Annotated in this window: 17 protein-coding genes; 9 read left to right on the forward strand and 8 right to left on the reverse strand. The window is 57.1% G+C overall.

All coding sequences use genetic code 11. The features are described from left to right. Nucleotides 1-8: 8 nt before the first annotated feature. Nucleotides 9-644, forward strand: a complete 636-nt coding sequence (gene mrkF, locus ABLU73_RS02200; RefSeq protein WP_023319092.1) for a type 3 fimbria minor subunit MrkF — start codon at nt 9-11, stop codon at nt 642-644. 34 nt (nt 645-678) lie between these two features. Here the strand turns inward: mrkF and mkrJ are convergent, their stop codons facing one another. The 6 genes from mkrJ to ABLU73_RS02230 form a co-directional block, all read right to left on the reverse strand. Continuing rightward, entirely contained in the window at nt 679-1,395 is a 717-nt protein-coding gene (mkrJ, locus tag ABLU73_RS02205; protein ID WP_264923765.1) for a phosphodiesterase MrkJ, read from the reverse strand. Between the two features lie 143 nt (nt 1,396-1,538). Beyond that, nucleotides 1,539-2,111, reverse strand: coding sequence for a LuxR C-terminal-related transcriptional regulator (locus ABLU73_RS02210; RefSeq protein WP_004205389.1), 573 nt, complete (start codon nt 2,109-2,111; stop codon nt 1,539-1,541). A 17-nt stretch (nt 2,112-2,128) separates the two neighbouring features. Then, nucleotides 2,129-2,833, reverse strand: coding sequence for a transcriptional activator MrkH (mrkH, locus tag ABLU73_RS02215; RefSeq protein WP_004205390.1), 705 nt, complete (start codon nt 2,831-2,833; stop codon nt 2,129-2,131). 383 nt (nt 2,834-3,216) lie between these two features. Then, nucleotides 3,217-4,095, reverse strand: a complete 879-nt coding sequence (locus ABLU73_RS02220) for an aldo/keto reductase family oxidoreductase (protein ID WP_264923761.1) — start codon at nt 4,093-4,095, stop codon at nt 3,217-3,219. Nucleotides 4,096-4,215: 120 nt separating this feature from the next. Further along, nucleotides 4,216-5,445: an amino acid permease gene (locus ABLU73_RS02225; RefSeq protein ID WP_264923759.1), complete on the reverse strand. Its 1,230-nt coding sequence runs from the start codon at nt 5,443-5,445 to the stop codon at nt 4,216-4,218. A 123-nt stretch (nt 5,446-5,568) separates the two neighbouring features. Then, complete coding sequence (locus tag ABLU73_RS02230; RefSeq protein WP_348850049.1) at nt 5,569-6,030, reverse strand: multidrug/biocide efflux PACE transporter; 462 nt, start codon at nt 6,028-6,030, stop codon at nt 5,569-5,571. Nucleotides 6,031-6,132: 102 nt separating this feature from the next. On the opposite strand from ABLU73_RS02230, the gene ABLU73_RS02235 reads away from it, so the two are divergent. The 3 genes from ABLU73_RS02235 (at nt 6,133) to ompK26 (ending at nt 9,243) form a co-directional block, all read left to right on the forward strand. Beyond that, complete coding sequence (locus tag ABLU73_RS02235) at nt 6,133-7,002, forward strand: LysR family transcriptional regulator (protein ID WP_004205395.1); 870 nt, start codon at nt 6,133-6,135, stop codon at nt 7,000-7,002. Between the two features lie 118 nt (nt 7,003-7,120). Then, nucleotides 7,121-8,299, forward strand: coding sequence for an acetyl-CoA C-acetyltransferase (locus tag ABLU73_RS02240; protein ID WP_165707946.1), 1,179 nt, complete (start codon nt 7,121-7,123; stop codon nt 8,297-8,299). A gap of 248 nt (nt 8,300-8,547) precedes the next feature. Beyond that, nucleotides 8,548-9,243 (forward strand): KdgM family porin OmpK26, encoded by a 696-nt coding sequence (gene ompK26 / locus ABLU73_RS02245; RefSeq protein WP_004205398.1) that lies wholly within the window; start codon nt 8,548-8,550, stop codon nt 9,241-9,243. 134 nt (nt 9,244-9,377) lie between these two features. Here the strand turns inward: ompK26 and ABLU73_RS02250 are convergent, their stop codons facing one another. Continuing rightward, entirely contained in the window at nt 9,378-10,553 is a 1,176-nt protein-coding gene (locus ABLU73_RS02250) for an oligogalacturonate lyase family protein (protein ID WP_135715957.1), read from the reverse strand. 484 nt (nt 10,554-11,037) lie between these two features. Here ABLU73_RS02250 and kduD point away from each other — a divergent pair, with 484 nt between their 5' ends. Continuing rightward, a complete protein-coding gene (gene kduD, locus ABLU73_RS02255) occupies nt 11,038-11,799 on the forward strand; it encodes a 2-dehydro-3-deoxy-D-gluconate 5-dehydrogenase KduD (protein ID WP_004205401.1) in 762 nt (253 codons plus the stop codon). A gap of 296 nt (nt 11,800-12,095) precedes the next feature. Continuing rightward, nucleotides 12,096-13,517 (forward strand): sugar porter family MFS transporter, encoded by a 1,422-nt coding sequence (locus tag ABLU73_RS02260; RefSeq protein ID WP_032456582.1) that lies wholly within the window; start codon nt 12,096-12,098, stop codon nt 13,515-13,517. Here the strand turns inward: ABLU73_RS02260 and ABLU73_RS02265 are convergent. Next, the gene (locus ABLU73_RS02265) at nt 13,514-14,509 is read right to left on the reverse strand and encodes a LacI family DNA-binding transcriptional regulator (protein WP_064150848.1); all 996 of its coding nucleotides are present in this window, start codon (nt 14,507-14,509) and stop codon (nt 13,514-13,516) included. The genes ABLU73_RS02260 and ABLU73_RS02265 overlap by 4 nt on opposite strands. Nucleotides 14,510-14,603: 94 nt before the next feature. Between ABLU73_RS02265 and ABLU73_RS02270 the strand changes: the two genes are divergently transcribed. The 3 genes from ABLU73_RS02270 to ABLU73_RS02280 are packed head-to-tail and all read left to right on the forward strand — an operon-like array spanning nt 14,604 to nt 17,445. Then, complete coding sequence (locus ABLU73_RS02270) at nt 14,604-14,738, forward strand: hypothetical protein (RefSeq protein ID WP_017899252.1); 135 nt, start codon at nt 14,604-14,606, stop codon at nt 14,736-14,738. 12 nt (nt 14,739-14,750) lie between these two features. Then, nucleotides 14,751-15,992, forward strand: a complete 1,242-nt coding sequence (locus ABLU73_RS02275; RefSeq protein ID WP_012540640.1) for an MFS transporter — start codon at nt 14,751-14,753, stop codon at nt 15,990-15,992. Nucleotides 15,993-16,011: 19 nt separating this feature from the next. Next, on the forward strand, nt 16,012-17,445 hold the full coding sequence (locus ABLU73_RS02280) for a glycoside hydrolase family 32 protein (RefSeq protein WP_032456581.1): 1,434 nt from the start codon (nt 16,012-16,014) through the stop codon (nt 17,443-17,445). Nucleotides 17,446-17,523: the final 78 nt, after the last annotated feature.

Raw genomic sequence — 17,523 nt, forward strand, 5'->3', positions numbered from 1 at the left:
GAGGGGGAATGAAGGGATTGCCGAAACATACTATCGCGTGGCTGCTGCTCTGCGGCAGCCTCGCCGCCCCCTCGGCGTGGGGTTTCGAGACCAATTACGACCGCGGACGGGTCGATTTTGCCGGGCGGGTGACGGATATCTCCTGCAGCGTCGCGCTCAATGGCGGCCAGCATGCCGGTAGCGGCAACGTCTGGCTGGCGCCGGTCAGCCTGGCGGAAGTGCACGATCGCGGGGCCGGCGCGTTTATGAAGCCGCAGCCTTTTACCCTGGCGCTGTCAAACTGCCAGCTACGTCATGACGGCGGCGCCGCTTCGCAGGACGAGGTGCGACGGGTCAGCGTTCGCTGGATCGACGGTTTTTTACTGACGGCGGTTGGCAATGAGAACGCGGGCTATCTGGCCAATACCTTGCCAGACGGCGCGCAGAATATTTATCTGGCGCTGTCGACCAATGATAATAATACGCTGGATAAGAGTAATAAAATTGTCCCTGCGGATCCGCAGCAAAATCAGGTGCATTTACAGGAAAACGCGGTCAGCGGCGGCCTGTTCACCTATTATGTGGGCTACGTTTCGCCGACCCCGAAAAGCGCCACCAGCGGGCCAATTACCAGCTGGGCAACGTGGGAATTAGTTTATAATTAAGTGACGTTAAAAAGCCGGGAATTCCCGGCTTTTTTTACATGGCAATATCATCGGCGACCAGTTGCTCAATGCTGACTTCCTGCCAGTAATGCCCCTGAATAGCAAACCACTCCATACCCTGCAGCCATTTTTTATGGGCTTCGCTTTCCACGCCTTCAATAATCACGTTGTGATGATTGCGGGATAAAAAGGTGACCAGCGCATCCATCAGTTGACGGCCGGACTCTTTGCGCATCAGATGCCAGAAAAAATCTTTATCAATTTTGACATAGTCAAAATGATAACCGCTGATGGCGTTAATCCCCGCGTAGCCAGAGCCGAAGTCGTCGAGCCACAGCGAGGTATCCTGCGGGCTTTGCCAGGCGGCCAGGGAATTATTCAGAAGTTTCTCGGCGTTTTCCGTCACTTCAAAATGGACGCAGGTCAGGGCGGCGATTTTCTCTTTTATTTCCTTCTGGCGCAGCAGAGTCAGGATATGGTCATCAACGTTAATGGTAGCGGAAATATGGTTACGTAAAAACCAGGCTTTATGCTTTTCAATCAGTGCCAGTTGCTCGAGAAAAATACGTTCACGAACTGCCGCGGTGGCATGGCGGAAAAAATATTCTGGCGAAACGGGAAGATTATCGAAGCGGCTTAAGCATTCAACCGCGACTAAGGTACCTTGTGGGGAAAACATTTTCTGAAAGACGTAGCGTACAGCGATATCATTACGAGATAAAATGTTGTCTTCGAATATTTTAGTGTTCATTATCCCTCTTCACGAGGTTAGTCAGACAATAAGCAGAGGATAGGTTAATTATAGGCTACCTGATGATTAATGGGAATGGCAGGAAATGTAAATCAACAACGAATAAGTACGCTTTATCCGCTATTGATTTACCTCTGCGTAATTTAACATTGATGGAGGGCGGCAATACGCTGGTTCATCGTGCGGGAATTATCAATGCCCAGCTTTTGCATGATATGGATTCGATGGCTGTGGACCGTTTTATGGGCAATGCCGAGCAGGGCGGCAATCCGCTTATTATTATTGTTGGCAATCAGCAGCTCGAGGATCTGGCACTCCCGCGGCGACAGTTGTTTGCGCAATCGTCGCGGCGGTTGTTCGCTGGCGCCCTTCGCCCGCTGGATAATAGAAGCAAACATAGATAGCGGCGATTTTTCACTAATAATCATGGCATTATCGACGGTTATTAACTCTCTGCACAGTCCGGCAATGTCGCTTTTTATCATCAGCACCGGCTGCTGGCAGCGTTGCAGGGAAAGGCGGAGCGCATTCAATAGATCAACGATTCTGATGGCAGAAATATCCTTATTGATTAAATTGAAAATAACCGTTTGGGCCTCAGGCAGCTGTTTCCCATGGATGACTTCGTCATAGCCAAAACGGGTGGCGTTTTCATGACTATCAATAAGGTAGTGATAGATTGAGTGACCAATGAGATTATCATTGGTGTACAGCAATATACTTTCCAAGGGTATCAGATTCTCTTTTTTCGCTTGGCTTCTAAGATCAGGTCCAGCAGAATTTTCTCTATTCTGCGCTGGTCGTCGAGATGGCGGAACTTAAACTGGCAGGATATCTGATAGTAGCTTTCGCTCTCTTCATTAGGGTCATCAAGGGTGATAATAATGACATTCTTTACCACCAGGTCGATGGTGATCTCGCCATATTCCGCCAGCATCAGTACGGCGTTTTTCAGCAATGCGTTATGACTGAGGAATTTCAGATTCGGCGTTTTGGTCATCAGTGCGCAACCGCCGTCTGAAATGTCCTTGATGTCGAAAAGATAGTTTTCGCCATTTTTATGGCGACCGCGGCAATAAAAATCATGCTCGTGGCGTAAACGAAAGCGGGGATCGCGGCGACGCTGCACCACCTGCAGGCATTCAGGCAAGGAAAAGGCGTAGCGGATACCTTTATCGACACCGCTATTGTCATGTTTTGTCAGGGCCGCATTAAACTCTATTTTCCCTGAATCGCTATGCAGGAGAAAGCGAATTTTATGCCCGGGCGGGATTTTGCGATGGGTCTGAATATGGAACTCGGCAAAGTCCACGCGCGTCAGTTGGGTTATGATACTGGTATTGTTAAAAAATATTTCAATTTCAGTACGTTTGCGCAACTCCTCTCTGAAAATAGCAATAATTTCATACTTACTGGTCTTTATCGTTCCCTCTGTCATGTGCATCCCTTGTAAATAGTTGTCGTGAGGCGTTTGATTTTTCTTATAGCAATAGCAACATTCTGATTGGGTTAATCAGATGTTTTTATGAGCGTTTGATGTTATTGACTATCTTTGCAGCCAGATTGATATGTATAAACTTGGAATTCGATATTGTGTTTCCTGTAATCAAGCGTTTCAAATTTTGGTCATGACAAAAACGACAACGGCCTCCAAGCTGGAGACCGGTCGAAGGATAAAAAACTTAAGTTTAATTAACGGGGATAATGAGAGAACGATCGTCGATCACGCCCCATTTGTAGGATCTATAGTGCCAGCAGTGATGAGGTTTTTCCAGGCAAATATTGAGGAGGGAAGTCGTTCCCTCCTTTCGGCCTGACGGGTCAGGGATGCTTGCGGGTGGCGATATTATCCAGGGTGCGCAGCGCATCCGCCGGCAAAATTAGCCCGGCGGCGGCAATATTTTCCGCCAGGTGCGTCCGGGATGAGGTGCCTGGGATCAGCAGAATATTGGGCGCGCGCTGGAGTAGCCAGGCGAGGGCGACCTGCATCGGCGTCGCCTCAAGCGAGGCCGCGACCTCGTTCAGCTCCTGCGCCTGCAGGGGAGTAAAACCGCCCAACGGGAAGAAGGGAACCCAGGCGATGTGCTGGGCGGCCAGCGCATCCACCAGCGCGTCGTCGGCGCGATGGGCAATGTTATAGAGGTTTTGCACGCAGACGATAGGCGTCATTTTCTGTGCATCCGCCACCTGCTTTGCCGTCACGTTGCTGAGGCCAATATGGCGGATCAATCCTCGCTCCTTCAGCTCCAGCAGGGTGGCGAGCGGCGCCTCCAGCGACCCTTCTACCGGGCCGTGGGGGCTCAGCATACTGCGCAGGTTCACCACCTCCAGCACGTCGAGCCCCAGGTGACGCAAATTGTCCTCGACGGCCTGGGCCAGTTCAGCGGGCGACATGGCCGGCAGCCAGTTGCCTTTCTCGTCACGACGGGCGCTGACCTTGGTGACAATGCACAGATCGTCGGGGTAGGGGCGGAGCGCTTTGCGGATCAGCTGATTGGTCACATGGGGGCCATAGAAATCCGAGGTATCGATATGGTTTACCCCGGCTTCGACGGCGGCCTGCAGCACGCGCACCGCTTCTTCTGGATCTTTCGGCGGGCCGAAAACGCCGGGGCCGGCCAGCTGCATGGCGCCGTAACCCAACCGATAGACCTGGCGATCGCCGAGCGTGCCGCGACCGGATAAGGTGACACTGGACATAGGAACTCTCCTCACGGTGGCTAAGCCGTAAGTGTAATGCGCTAACAAGGAAGGGAAGGGTGAGAATATTGTCAGAATGTGCGACAGCGGCTCAGGCAAGCCGCTGTCGCCGGAGACGGATTAGCCGAAGAACATCACGGAGACGCAGAGCAGGCCGACCACCAGAGTGATGGCGTTACCCACCGAGCGATACGGCTTCAGCGCCGGGATAAGCCAGGTTGACAGCGTGGGCATGATAAACAGGATCATGGCGATAAGCGGTCCGCTGATGGCGTAGATCATCGAGATCGCATTCGGGTTGATAAAGCACACCGCAAAGGTGAAGGCAGAGACCAGCATGATCGACATCGCGCGGTTGAAGGCGCGGCTCTTGCGCACGCCCATCAGGCCCAGCGAGCTTTTGACGATTTCGCTGGCGCCTTCAATGACCCCGAAGTAGGTGCCGAGAAAGGATTTCGACATGGCGACCACGGCGACAATAATGCCGGTCACCGCCAGCCAGCCCGGCGCGCCCGGCACCATCGACAGGGCGGAGAGGATGGTCACCCCCTGATCGCGGGCGGTCTCAATATAGGTCGCCGGGATGGCCAGCAGGCAGCTGAAGACGAAAAACAGCACGCTGGCGCAGATGATGGTATAGGCCACCTTCATGATTTTTTTGCATTTACCCATGGCCAGGTCGCCGTACTTCTCCTGCTGGTCGATAGCAAAAGTCGAGATGATCGGCGTATGGCTAAAAGCGAAAACCATCACGGGTATGGAGATCCAGACCTGGTGGAGCGTCTGCGAGCTGAACTGCATCTGGCTGGTGAGATGTTCCGGATGCCAGTCGCGGATTAAATAGAGGGAGAGAAACAGGAAGCAGGCGATAAGCGGGAAGACCAGAAAGCCCATCACCTTGATGGTGATTTGCCGGCCCATGAGAAAGATCAGGTTAAGGACCAGCACGACCCCCAGGCTCAGCAGCGCGCGTAGCGCAGGCGTCATCGGCGTGCGATGTGCCACCTGCTCGGCCAGCGAGTTGGTGATGGCCACGGCGTAGATCAGCACGACCACAAAGAAGGCGAGGAAATAGAGCCCGGTGATCAGGTTGCCAATTTTCTTACCATAGTAGTGATTTACTGCGCCGGTGATCCCGGTTCCCGGCGCGATATTGGCCGAGAGAATAAACTGGCTCAGCGCTTTGTGAGGCCAGTAGGTGAGCGGCCAGGCGACCAGCGCGGTGATGAAAAGGACAATGGCGCCAGCCGAACCCAGCTGGATCGGTAGAAATAGCGTCCCAGCGCCTACTGCAGTGCCATATAAGGCAAAACTCCATAGAGTTTCTTCTTTAGACCAAATTTTAGACATTATGCGACTTTATCAACCGTCAAACCAAAAAAAAGGAGTGCAATTTACCATATTTATGGTTCGTCTGTTGCGATAGTTTTTGGTGATAAAGTGGCAGCGGATCGCGAAGGATCCGCCGCGAGGCTAGCCGCGCGCCGCCTGGTGCGGGCGGCGGTGACGGATAACGCGCTCGCGCAGGGTGTCCCAGACCCAGTTAAACGCCATGGTGTAGGGCAGGAAGAAGAGCATGAAGCCGATCTCCAGCATAAACGCCTGCAGCAGCGATACCCCCAGCACGATGGCTACCATGGTGACGCCGATGATAACAAAGCCGGTCTCGAAGCCGATCGCGTGCAGCGCCCGCACTTTCAGCCGGCGAGGGACGCGGGAGACTGGCCACAGGCGATCGAAAGCCGCGTTATAAATGATGTTCCATACCATCGCCAGGGTGGCGAGCAGAATGCTCAGTCCGCCCATCTCCACCACCGAACGCTGCATCAGCCAGGCGGCGGTGGGGGCGAGGATCAGCGTCGCCAGCCCTTCGAAGGTGATGGCGTGGATAACGCGCTCGGTGAGCGTCTTGCGCTGATGTGGGGTCTGTTGCATGGCGAGCTACCTCCAGTTTTAGCCTGAACAGGAAATTACCCGGCAGTTTATGGAAAAATGTGATAAACAAAAGATAGAAACCATCGATAAAGTAGATACATCATGCGTTATTCACCGGAAGCGTTAACCGCCTTTGTCGAGGCCGTTGACAGCGGGTCGTTCTCCGCCGCCGCCCGTCGCCTGCGCAAAAGCCAGTCGACGATCAGTACCGCTATCGCCAACCTGGAGGCTGACCTCGGGGTGACCCTCTTCGATCGGGCAACGCGGCAGCCGACGCTGACGCCGCAGGGAGAGCAGGTGCTGAGCTATGTCAAAGCGATCCTCGCCGCCAGCGAGCGGCTGGATGAGCTGGCGGTATCGCTGTCCGGCGAGACGGAGCCGCGGCTGACCTTTGTGCTCTCGGACACCCTGCACCCGGACGTGCTGGAAGATCTGCTTGTGCAGTTTGACCGCCGCTTCCCTCATACCGAATTTGAATGCTTGATTGGCGAAGATGAGGACGTGATCGATCTCCTGCAAAAATCCCGCGCCCAGGTGGGACTGATTGAGGCGAGAGAGCGCTACCCGACCGATATCGGCAGCACCCGCCTGCCGCTGCAGACGGCGATGGGCATTTACGTGGCGCCTGACCATCCGCTGGCGGGGCAGGGCAAGGTTGTCTGGGATGAGCTGCGCAGCTGGCGCGAGCTGCGTTTGAGCACCTTTCTGGCCAGCGCGACGGAGCCTGCCGCCGGGCAGGTCTGGTCGGCGCCAAACTACCTGCTGCTGCTCAGCATGGCGGTGCAGGGCTTCGGCTGGTGCATTCTGCCCTGTGCGCTGGTGGCGGAGTTTGCGCCGCAGGGCGGACTGGTGGCGCTCGATATCCCCGGCTGGCCGCGGGCGATTTCGGTGGATCTGCTGTGGAATAAGAAAGCGCCGCCCGGGGCGGCCGGCAGCTGGCTGCGTCAGCATCTGCAGCGGCGTGAGCGTTAACGAATAGCTATTTCTTTGTGATTAGCTTCACTTTTTTTAAACAATTACAAAGTTTTTTGATAACAATTATCTAGTATATCGCTGTTTCTTTGCGCAAAAGCACGGGCAGGGGTAGAGGATGAAGGATGTCGTGATCGTCGGGGCGCTACGTACGCCGATTGGCTGCTTTCAGGGCGCGTTATCGCGCCATTCAGCCGTTGAGCTGGGCAGCGTGGTGGTGAAGGCGCTGGTGGAGAAGACGGGAATCGATCCGCAGAGCGTGGATGAGGTGATCCTCGGCCAGGTGCTGACCGCGGGAACCGGGCAAAACCCGGCCCGTCAGTCTGCTATTCGCGGCGGGTTGCCCAACACCGTATCGGCGATCACCATTAACGACGTCTGCGGTTCCGGCCTGAAAGCCCTGCACCTCGCCACCCAGGCGATCCAGTGCGGGGAGGCGGACGTGGTGATCGCCGGCGGCCAGGAGAACATGAGCCGCGCTCCGCATGTCCTCACCGACAGCCGCACCGGCGCCCAGCTGGGCAACAGCCAGCTGATTGACAGCCTGGTCCATGACGGCCTGTGGGACGCCTTCAACGATTATCATATGGGCGTCACGGCGGAGAACCTCGCCCGGGAATATGGCATCAGCCGCGAACTGCAGGACGCCTGGGCGCTCAGCTCGCAGCAGAAGGCGCGCAAGGCGATTGATTCCGGACGCTTTCGCGATGAGATTGTCCCGGTCGTTACCGAGCATAACGGCGCGGCGCGCACCGTGGATACCGATGAACAACCGCGGGTGGATACCAGCGCGGAAGGGCTGGCCAGCCTGCAGCCTACCTTCGATCGTCTCGGATCGGTAACCGCCGGCAACGCCTCCAGCATCAATGACGGCGCGGCGGCGGTGATGATGATGAGTGAGGCGAAAGCCGAGGCGCTGGGGCTGCCGATCCTTGCGCGGATCCGCGCCTTCGCCAGCGTCGGCGTCGATCCGGCGCTGATGGGCATCGCGCCGGTGCACGCCACTCGTCGCTGTCTTGAGCGGGCCGGCTGGCGGCTGGACGACGTCGATCTGATCGAAGCCAATGAGGCCTTTGCCGCTCAGGCTATCTCCGTTGGCCGGGTACTGGAGTGGGATGAGCGACGGGTCAACGTTAACGGCGGCGCGATCGCCCTTGGCCACCCCATCGGCGCCTCCGGCTGTCGGATTCTGGTGTCGCTGGTGCATGAAATGATCAAGCGCGATGCGCGTAAAGGGCTGGCGACGCTGTGCATCGGCGGCGGTCAGGGCGTGGCGCTGGCGGTAGAACGCGCGTAGCGCTGCATGTCGATTTCCATGGCCTCCTGCGGGAGGCCTTTTTTATGCGCCGCGCTTTGCCGACCCCTCTTTTTTCTCCCGTATTTCCCTCACCCACCGCCAATTTATTGAGCTCCGTCACGTCTTGTTGTGCCACCTTTTTTGAAACAAATAACTACGATCCTGGTCACTAAAACTAAGGTGCTTAAAAAATAAAATAACGTTTCATAAAAACGAAATGACATTTTATTTATTATAAGGGGTACCCTATGTTGAAACGATCTCTGGTTCTGGCCGCCCTCTGCGGTATGTCTTTTGCGGCAACCGCGGTCACGATAGATTTACGTCATGAATTTATTGATGGCGGCAAGAGCGATAAAAGCAATGCTGACCGCGTCTCGGTGTCCCACCGCTTCGCCAACGGGCTAGGCTTTACCGTAGAGGCCAAATGGCGTTCAGGCGGCGACAACGGTTCGCAACCCTATTCGGACGTGGTGGGCAACGGCCATGAAGACACCATCAGCTGGCGCTGGAAAGCGACATCGAACCTGTTCCTCACCCCCGGGTTTACCATAGAGAGCAACGACAGCCGCTCCATCTACAAGCCGCACCTGCACGTACAATACAGTTTCGACAATGGCTTCTATGTCGCCGCTCGCTATCGCTATGAGTACACCCGCTATCCGAATGATGCCGGCAAAGATGATGACAAGGTGAATCGCGGCGACGCGTGGGCCGGGTTTGCTCTCGGCGACTGGCGCACCGAGCTGAACTATGTCTATGCCCGCAGTTCGGAAGGGGTGAATCGTAACGACAACAAACCCTACTCGCAGGAATATAACGTGAAGGTGGCCTATAAGCTGGATAACAACTGGTCGCCGTATGGTGAAATCGGCAACGTCGGCGTGAATGACCGCAGCGATCGCCAGACCCGTTTCCGCGTCGGGGTGGCTTACTCATTCTGATTTCCATCAGGCCCTCATCGTCTGTTTTCCCCGGCGCCGTCAGCCGGGGTTTTTTATGGGCCAAAGCGGGGGAACAAAAAAAAGCCCTCCGCGAAGGAGGGCAAGGCCAGTTACAGAAAAACGTTCGCCGGGGCTCAGGCGCTCAGCATCGGCGGATGGTCAGGTAATTTCGCGATATAGATGGCCGGCTTGCCGTCTTTATCAGAGCTGAACAGAATGGCGCTGTCGTCCGGCGTAAACGAGGGGTGCGGGTGCGTCACCTGGCGGCTGTTGGCCACCGTCGCCCACGAGGTATCATGGCGCGCGACGCGGAAGTAGCGCTTCTCCGCCACGTTAAAGACGTACAGATAAGGATCGTTATCAATGGAGTAGCCGCCGGTATCTTTGACATCCACCGGCGTGCCTGATCCATCGCCCACCAGCAGCGTACCGTCGAAATTGCTCATCAGATGCGAGCAGGCGGGCATCGTCATCAGGGCCTCGTTGACGCCGCTCTCCGGATCAAAGCGATAGATCGTCCGCCCCTGCTGGCCTTTCAGATAGGAGACGTAGATCAGCGCTGAACCGTCCGGGACCCAGAATTCATGGGTGCAGCTTTCCCCCGGGGCATGCGCTTTGACTTTACGCACGTTGCTGCCATCTTCATTGACCAGCCACATGCGGGCGTCAACCAGATCGTGCGGCCCTTCATGGCAGAAGGCGACGGTATGGTCGTCGAAGGGACGATAGATCGGGTGTCCCAGCCAGATTTTTTCCTCATGGATCACCTGGCTCTCACCGCTGCACAGGTCGACGCGCAGCAGGCGGCAATGCGGTCCTTTGTGGAAGAAGTCATGGAAAATCTGCCAGTCGTTGAGCGGCGTCCAGTCGCTTTTCGCAATCTCAATGCCTACCAGTTTGCTGCAATCGCTGTTTGCCACCCAGGTGCCATAGCCGACCCACGCCTCGCTGACGCGGTAAACTTCACGCTCGGCGAGGGTGGTGAGGTTCACCTCCAGCAGGGTACGGTCATTTTTCACGTAATAGAGTGACTTATCGTCCGGGGAGAGGAAGCCGCCGAAGGTGTTATCCCCGGCGCCTTCCGTCAGCTGGACGGCTTCGGCGCTGGCGATATTCAGCAGATAGTAGTTCCAGTGGCCGTCAAACTCGCCGGCGAACAGTAAATGGCTGCCATCGTTAAAAAAGCACTTCTGATAGAAGTAGTTGCGATGACAGGTGACCTCCGGGGGGGTTAAGCGGGTGACTTCCGCCCCGGTATCCGGATCGCTGCTGACGTGGTAATTCAGTTTGACCCGCATGCCTTTAGCCATGTAGTGCTCCTTTCTTTCCTGCGATGCCGCTGGACCAGAGGCGTGTCGCTGAGTGATGTGTTTTAAAAGATGGGTGTCAATTTATCAAAACAACGTTTCATTATTTGTGATGTCCCACGCAGTTCAGTGTAATTCCCGCATCTTCTGCGGCCTGCTGGCTTCACTTTGGCCGCCTCTCCGGACAACCGGCTGAATCATCATCCTTTTAAAACCGCTTCCTGTCCGGTGCGGGTTGCCGGATCCGTTCGCGTTTTCTTTTTTTGTAATCTCCGTCATAAAAAAATGAAACAACGTTTTAAATATTATTGAAAATGACAGAGTGCGGGGCTAAGATGGCACCCATCAGTAAAACGGAACTTTGTTTTATTTTTATGATGGGCTCTGCCCGTGAGTTCGCCCCACGCTCAGTCGCGCCGCCGGCACGAGCCGGGCCGAGAGAACCTTGCCTGCATACTGCAGGCTCTGAACGACTAAGGAACACATTATGATTCTTGATGCATTCTCCCTGCAGGGAAAAGTGGCCGTCGTGAGCGGATGCGATACCGGTTTAGGTCAGGGGATGGCCCTCGGGCTGGCGGAAGCGGGCTGCGATATTGTCGGTATCAATATTGTCGAGCCGGTGGAAACCATCGAGCGGGTGACGGCGCTGGGACGCCGCTTTCTCAGCCTGACCGCCGACCTGCGCCAGATCGACGGTATCCCTCACCTGCTGGAGCGGGCGGTGGCGGAGTTTGGCCATATTGATATTCTGGTCAACAATGCCGGCCTGATCCGCCGCGAGGACGCGCTGGCGTTCAGCGAAAAGGACTGGGACGACGTCATGAACCTCAACATCAAGAGCGTATTTTTTATGTCCCAGGCGGCGGCGAAGCACTTTATCGCCCAGGGCAGCGGCGGGAAGATCATTAACATCGCCTCGATGCTGTCGTTCCAGGGCGGGATCCGTGTGCCGTCGTATACCGCGTCCAAAAGCGCGGTAATGGGCGTCACCCGCCTGCTGGCCAACGAGTGGGCTAAACACAATATCAATGTCAACGCCATCGCCCCGGGGTATATGGCGACCAATAACACCCAGCAGCTGCGCGCTGACGAGCAGCGCAGTAGCGAAATCCTCGACCGCATTCCCGCCGGGCGCTGGGGCCTGCCGGCCGACCTGATGGGGCCGGTGGTCTTCCTCGCTTCCCCAGCCTCCGATTATATCAATGGCTACACGGTGGCGGTGGACGGCGGCTGGCTGGCGCGCTAACCGACGGCGACGGCCGGCGCGGCACTCACCGCTCCGGCCGTCTGAGCAATTATTGTCCATACCGTAAAATGAGGATCGTCCATATTCCAGAGTGAAGAATTAATGTTACCGCCCTGTATGAACAGGGTTATTAACGATGCGAAACGAATTTTTTGTTACTTTGAAAGTTTAATGTCCATCACAAAACCTATCTTGCCAGCAAAATCGTCCATATCTTTGGCGTATCCAGCCTGACAAACTCCTCCGCCAGTCACGTACTTTCGTCCTATGTCTTTCTCTGTGTGGCAGGAATAAAAATGACTTCAATCAGTAACGACTCTGCATTAACGCCGCGGGCGCAACGTGACACCCGGCGGATGAACTGGTTTGTTTCTATCGCCGCGGCGGTGGCGGGGTTGCTCTTTGGCCTGGATATCGGCGTGATATCCGGGGCGCTGCCCTTTATTACCGACCACTTCACCTTATCCAGCCAGCTTCAGGAGTGGGTGGTCAGCAGCATGATGCTGGGGGCGGCGATAGGCGCGCTGTTTAACGGCTGGCTGTCGTTCCGCCTTGGCCGCAAATACAGCCTGATGGCGGGGGCCGTGCTCTTTGTCGCCGGCTCTATCGGCTCCGCTTTTGCCGCCAGCGTCGAAGTGCTGCTGGTGGCCCGCGTGGTGTTGGGGGTGGCCGTTGGGATCGCCTCTTACACCGCGCCGCTGTACCTCTCCGAAATGGCCAGCGAGAACGTGCGCGGCAAAATGATCAGTATGTATCAGCTGATGGTGACCCTCGGCATTGTGCTGGCGTTTCTTTCCGATACCGCCTTTAGCTACAGCGGTAACTGGCGCGCCATGCTGGGCGTGCTGGCGCTGCCGGCGGTGATCCTGATCGTTCTGGTCGTCTTTCTGCCGAACAGCCCGCGCTGGCTGGCGGAGAAAGGGCGCCATATCGAAGCGGAAGAGGTGCTGCGGATGCTGCGCGATACTTCGGAGAAGGCGCGCGATGAGCTTAACGAGATCCGCGAAAGCCTGAAGCTGAAGCAGGGCGGCTGGGCGTTGTTCAAGGTCAATCGTAACGTGCGCCGGGCGGTGTTCCTTGGCATGCTGCTGCAGGCGATGCAGCAGTTCACCGGCATGAACATCATCATGTACTACGCCCCGCGTATTTTCAAAATGGCGGGCTTTACCACTACCGAACAACAGATGATCGCCACCCTGGTGGTGGGCCTGACCTTTATGTTTGCCACCTTTATCGCGGTGTTCACGGTGGATAAAGCGGGCCGCAAGCCGGCGCTGAAAATCGGCTTCAGCGTGATGGCGCTGGGCACCCTGGTGCTCGGCTACTGCCTGATGCAGTTCGACAATGGCACCGCCTCCAGCGGCCTCTCCTGGCTTTCCGTGGGCATGACTATGATGTGTATTGCCGGGTATGCGATGAGCGCGGCGCCGGTGGTGTGGATCCTCTGCTCTGAGATCCAGCCGCTGAAATGCCGCGACTTCGGCATCACCTGCTCCACCACCACCAACTGGGTGTCGAACATGATCATCGGCGCCACCTTCCTGACGCTGCTTGACGCGATCGGCGCCGCCGGGACCTTCTGGCTCTACACGGTGCTCAACGTGGCCTTTATCGGCGTCACCTTCTGGCTGATCCCGGAGACCAAAAATGTCAGCCTTGAACACATTGAGCGCAACCTGATGGCGGGCGAGAAGCTGCGCAATATCGGTAACCGTTAATGTGAGGCGCGCGGCAACCACGGGCTGGCGACCTTGCGCGTCTCCCGATGGTTGTCGCCGTGAATGATATGCAGGGCGCTCAGGCGCCCGATGTCGTAGTGCGGCAGCTGCACCGTGGAGAGCGGCGGCAGAAACAGATCGCCAATGCCCACCATATTGTCGTATCCCACCACCGCCACGTCCTGTGGAATGCGTAACCCCTGGCCCAGCAGCGTCTGATAGACCATAAAGGCGATGCGATCGTTGCCGCAGATCACCGAGTCGAATCCGGGTTTACCCTCGCGGATATGCGCCAGCACCACCGCGGGAATATCGTGGTAATGCTCATCGCCCTGGGCCATATACGAGTGGGTCAGGCTCTCCGGTTCGATGCCCGCCTCCCGGCAGGCGCGCTCCAGCCCCTGGCGGCGGCGGATTGTCGCCAGCTGGCTGGCGGGTAAGTGCAGGCACAGCGGACAACGATAGCCGGCGGCAAGCAGGGCTTTTACCGCGTCGTACTGGCCCTGTTCATCGTCCGGGATATAGCTGGCCACCGGTTGGCTGAGGCTTTCGCAGTTAGCCAGCACGCAGGGCAGGGTCAGCAGTTTGTCCGGCAGCGGCACCTGACGCAGGCCCATGGTGGTAAAGATGATGCCGTCCGGACGGTGGGAGAGGAGCAGGTCGACCACTGCTTCCGGCCGATCGTCAGAAAACATATTGACCACAAAGCTGTTCCAGCCGTGGGCGCGGGCCGTTTCTTCGATCGACAGGGTGATTTCCACGGAAAAGGGCGTGGTGACGGTATCCAGCGCCAGCACGCCGATGGTGCTGGGGGTGGCCCGCGCCCCGCGGATCTTTTTCGCCGAGAGGTCGGGGACGTAGTTGGTTTCGGCGATGGCGGCCTGCACGCGGGCCAGCGTCTCCGGCTTCAGCCGCTCCGGGGTGTTCAGCGCCCGTGAGACGGTCATCAGAGATACATTCGCCAGTTTTGCTACATCTTTCAGGGATGCCATTTTTTCCTCCGCCATTGCTGCAGAGTACAGGCTATACAACTAAGTCGCTGATGTAAAAGCGTGAAACGATTTTCTGCTAACGCCGTCGTGAGCGATGTTGCGGTTGATTTTTGATCGCGATCGCATCTTTATTATGTTAACGTTAACTTTTGTGATTAACATCATATATCGCAGCGAATCCCTCTGCGCTTTGTTTTTTGTTAACGTTACCATAATTGCATTCCTCTAACACGAGAATGTCATGATGAAAGCGCATCACTCACACAGCTACCCGTTGCTCAGTGCCTTACTGTTTTTCTTTTTCGTGACCTGGTCGTCATCCGGCTCCTTGCTTTCCATCTGGCTGCACCAGGAGGTGGGGCTGAAGGCCGGCGATACCGGTATCATCTACGCCGTGCTGTCGGTTTCCGCGCTGTTTGCGCAAGTTTGCTATGGCTTTATCCAGGATAAGCTGGGGCTGCGCAAACATCTGCTCTGGTATATCACCGCGCTGCTGATCCTCTCCGGTCCGGCGTATCTGCTGTTCGGGCATCTGCTGAAAATTAACGTCCTGCTGGGCAGCATCTTCGGCGGGATCTACATCGGCTTGACCTTTAACGGCGGCATTGGCGTGCTGGAATCCTATACCGAGCGCGTGGCGCGCCAGAGCCAGTTTGAATTCGGCAGGGCGCGGATGTGGGGCTCGCTGGGCTGGGCGGTGGCCACCTTCTTCGCCGGTCTGCTGTTTAACATCAACCCGCAGCTTAACTTCCTCGTCGCCAGTTGCTCCGGACTGGTGTTTTTTATTCTGCTGGCCCGGCTGCGCGTCTCCTCGGCACCGCATGCGATGCAGGAGGCGGTTTCGGGCGGCAAGGTGACCCTGGAAGATGCGCTGCGCCTGCTGACGCTGCCGCGCTTCTGGGCGCTGGTCTTCTTCGTCATCGGCACCTGCATCTACGGCGTCTATGACCAGCAGTTCCCGGTCTATTTCTCATCGCAGTTCGCGACCCTGCAGGAAGGCAATGAGATGTATGGCTACCTTAACTCCTTCCAGGTGTTCCTCGAGGCGGCCGGCATGTTCTGCGCGCCGTGGCTGGTGAACCGCATCGGCGCCAAAAACGGTCTGATTTTCGCCGGCATGGTGATGGCGATGCGCATGGTGGCCTCCGGCCTGGTGGAGGGGCCGCTGCTGATCTCCATCACCAAACTGCTGCACGCGGTGGAGCTGCCGATACTGCTGGTGGCTATCTTTAAGTACAACAGCATCAACTTCGATAAACGCCTCTCCTCTACCCTCTATCTGGTGGGCTTCGCCTGCACCAGCTCGATTATCGCCAGCGTATTGTCGCCGCTGGCGGGCTACAGCTATGAAAAATATGGCTTCGCTCAGTCCTATCTGATCATGGGCCTGCTGGTGTTCTGCACCACCTTTATTTCCATCTTCTTGTTGCGCTCCGGCAAATCCTCCGCCGATCCGCTGGTGTCGCAACCTACCGCTATCTGAATCAAAAAGAGTGAAAATGATGACTTACACAATCTCCAGGGCTGAACAGGTACTCCAGACACAACGCCAGGCGCTCAATCTGCGCTGGTATCCGCACTATCACCTGGCGGCCCGCGCCGGGTGGATCAACGACCCAAACGGTCTGGTGTGGTTCGACGGCTGGTACCATGCTTTTTATCAACATCACCCGTACTCCACCCAGTGGGGGCCGATGCACTGGGGGCATGCGCGGAGCAAGGATCTGGTGCACTGGGAGCATCTGCCGGTGGCCCTGGCGCCGGAGGGGCCGGAGGATAAAGACGGCTGCTTCTCCGGCTCGGCGGTGGTCGATGGCGATACCCTGGCGCTGATTTACACCGGGCATAAATTCCACGGCGACCCTGGCGACGAAGCCAATCTGTATCAGGTACAGTGCCTGGCCACCAGCCGGGACGGGATCCACTTCGAGCGCCAGGGGATGGTGGTCGACACTCCGCCGGGCATGCACCATTTCCGCGACCCGAAGGTCTGGCGGGAGGGAGACAGCTGGTACATGATCGTCGGCGCGCGCGAAGGCGACACCGGTCAGGTACGGCTGTACCGTTCAGCCGATCTGCGCCAGTGGCAGGACGCGGGGGTGCTGGATGAAGCGGAAAGCACCATGGGCTATATGTGGGAGTGCCCGGACTTCTTCACCCTCAACGGCAAACGCGTCCTGATGTTTTCCCCGCAGGGGATGCAGGCCGAGGGGTTCCGCAACCGCAACCTGTTCCAGAGCGGCTATCTGATCGGCGAGTGGCAGCCGGGGCAGCGATTCGTCCGCCACGGCGAGTTCACGGAGATGGATCACGGCCACGATTTCTATGCGCCGCAAAGCTTCGCCACCCCCGATGGCCGGCGGATCGTGATAGGCTGGCTGGATATGTGGGAATCGCCGCTGCCGGAGCAGCAGGACGGCTGGGCGGGCATGCTCTCCCTGCCGCGCGAGCTGAGCCTGAGCGCGGATAACCGCCTGCAGATGCGCCCGGCGAAAGAAGTGGAGAGCCTGCGCGGCGCCTGGTTCCCGTGGCCGGTAAGCACCCTGAACAATCAGCAGACCACGATGGTCGACAACTGCGAGGCGATGGAGGTCAACCTGCGCTGGAACTGCGCCAGCAGCAGCGCCGAGCAGTATGGTCTGCGCTTTGGCGATGGCCTGCGCCTCTACGTGGATGCCCAACAGCAGCGTCTGGTGCTGGAGCGGCATTATCCGCAGTATGGCCTGTGCGGGACGCGCAGCGTACCGTTGACCGCCGGGGCGGATCTCAATCTGCGGATATTTTTCGATAGCTCTTCGGTGGAGGTTTTTGTCAATGACGGCGAGGCCTGCCTGAGCAGCCGTATCTATCCGCAGGCTCCCCGCCGTGAATTAGCGTTATTTGCCTGGAGCGGTTCGGCGGCATTAACCGAAGCCGGAGCCTGGCAGCTCGAATAATAAAAAGGCTGTTGTCGTTAATAACCCGTCTTTGACGATGGGCGGGTTATTATTGCCTGTATCGTCGTGCATTACCCA

This window comes from Klebsiella sp. GG_Kp175 (assembly GCF_040062325.1).
Classification (GTDB): domain Bacteria; phylum Pseudomonadota; class Gammaproteobacteria; order Enterobacterales; family Enterobacteriaceae; genus Klebsiella; species Klebsiella quasipneumoniae.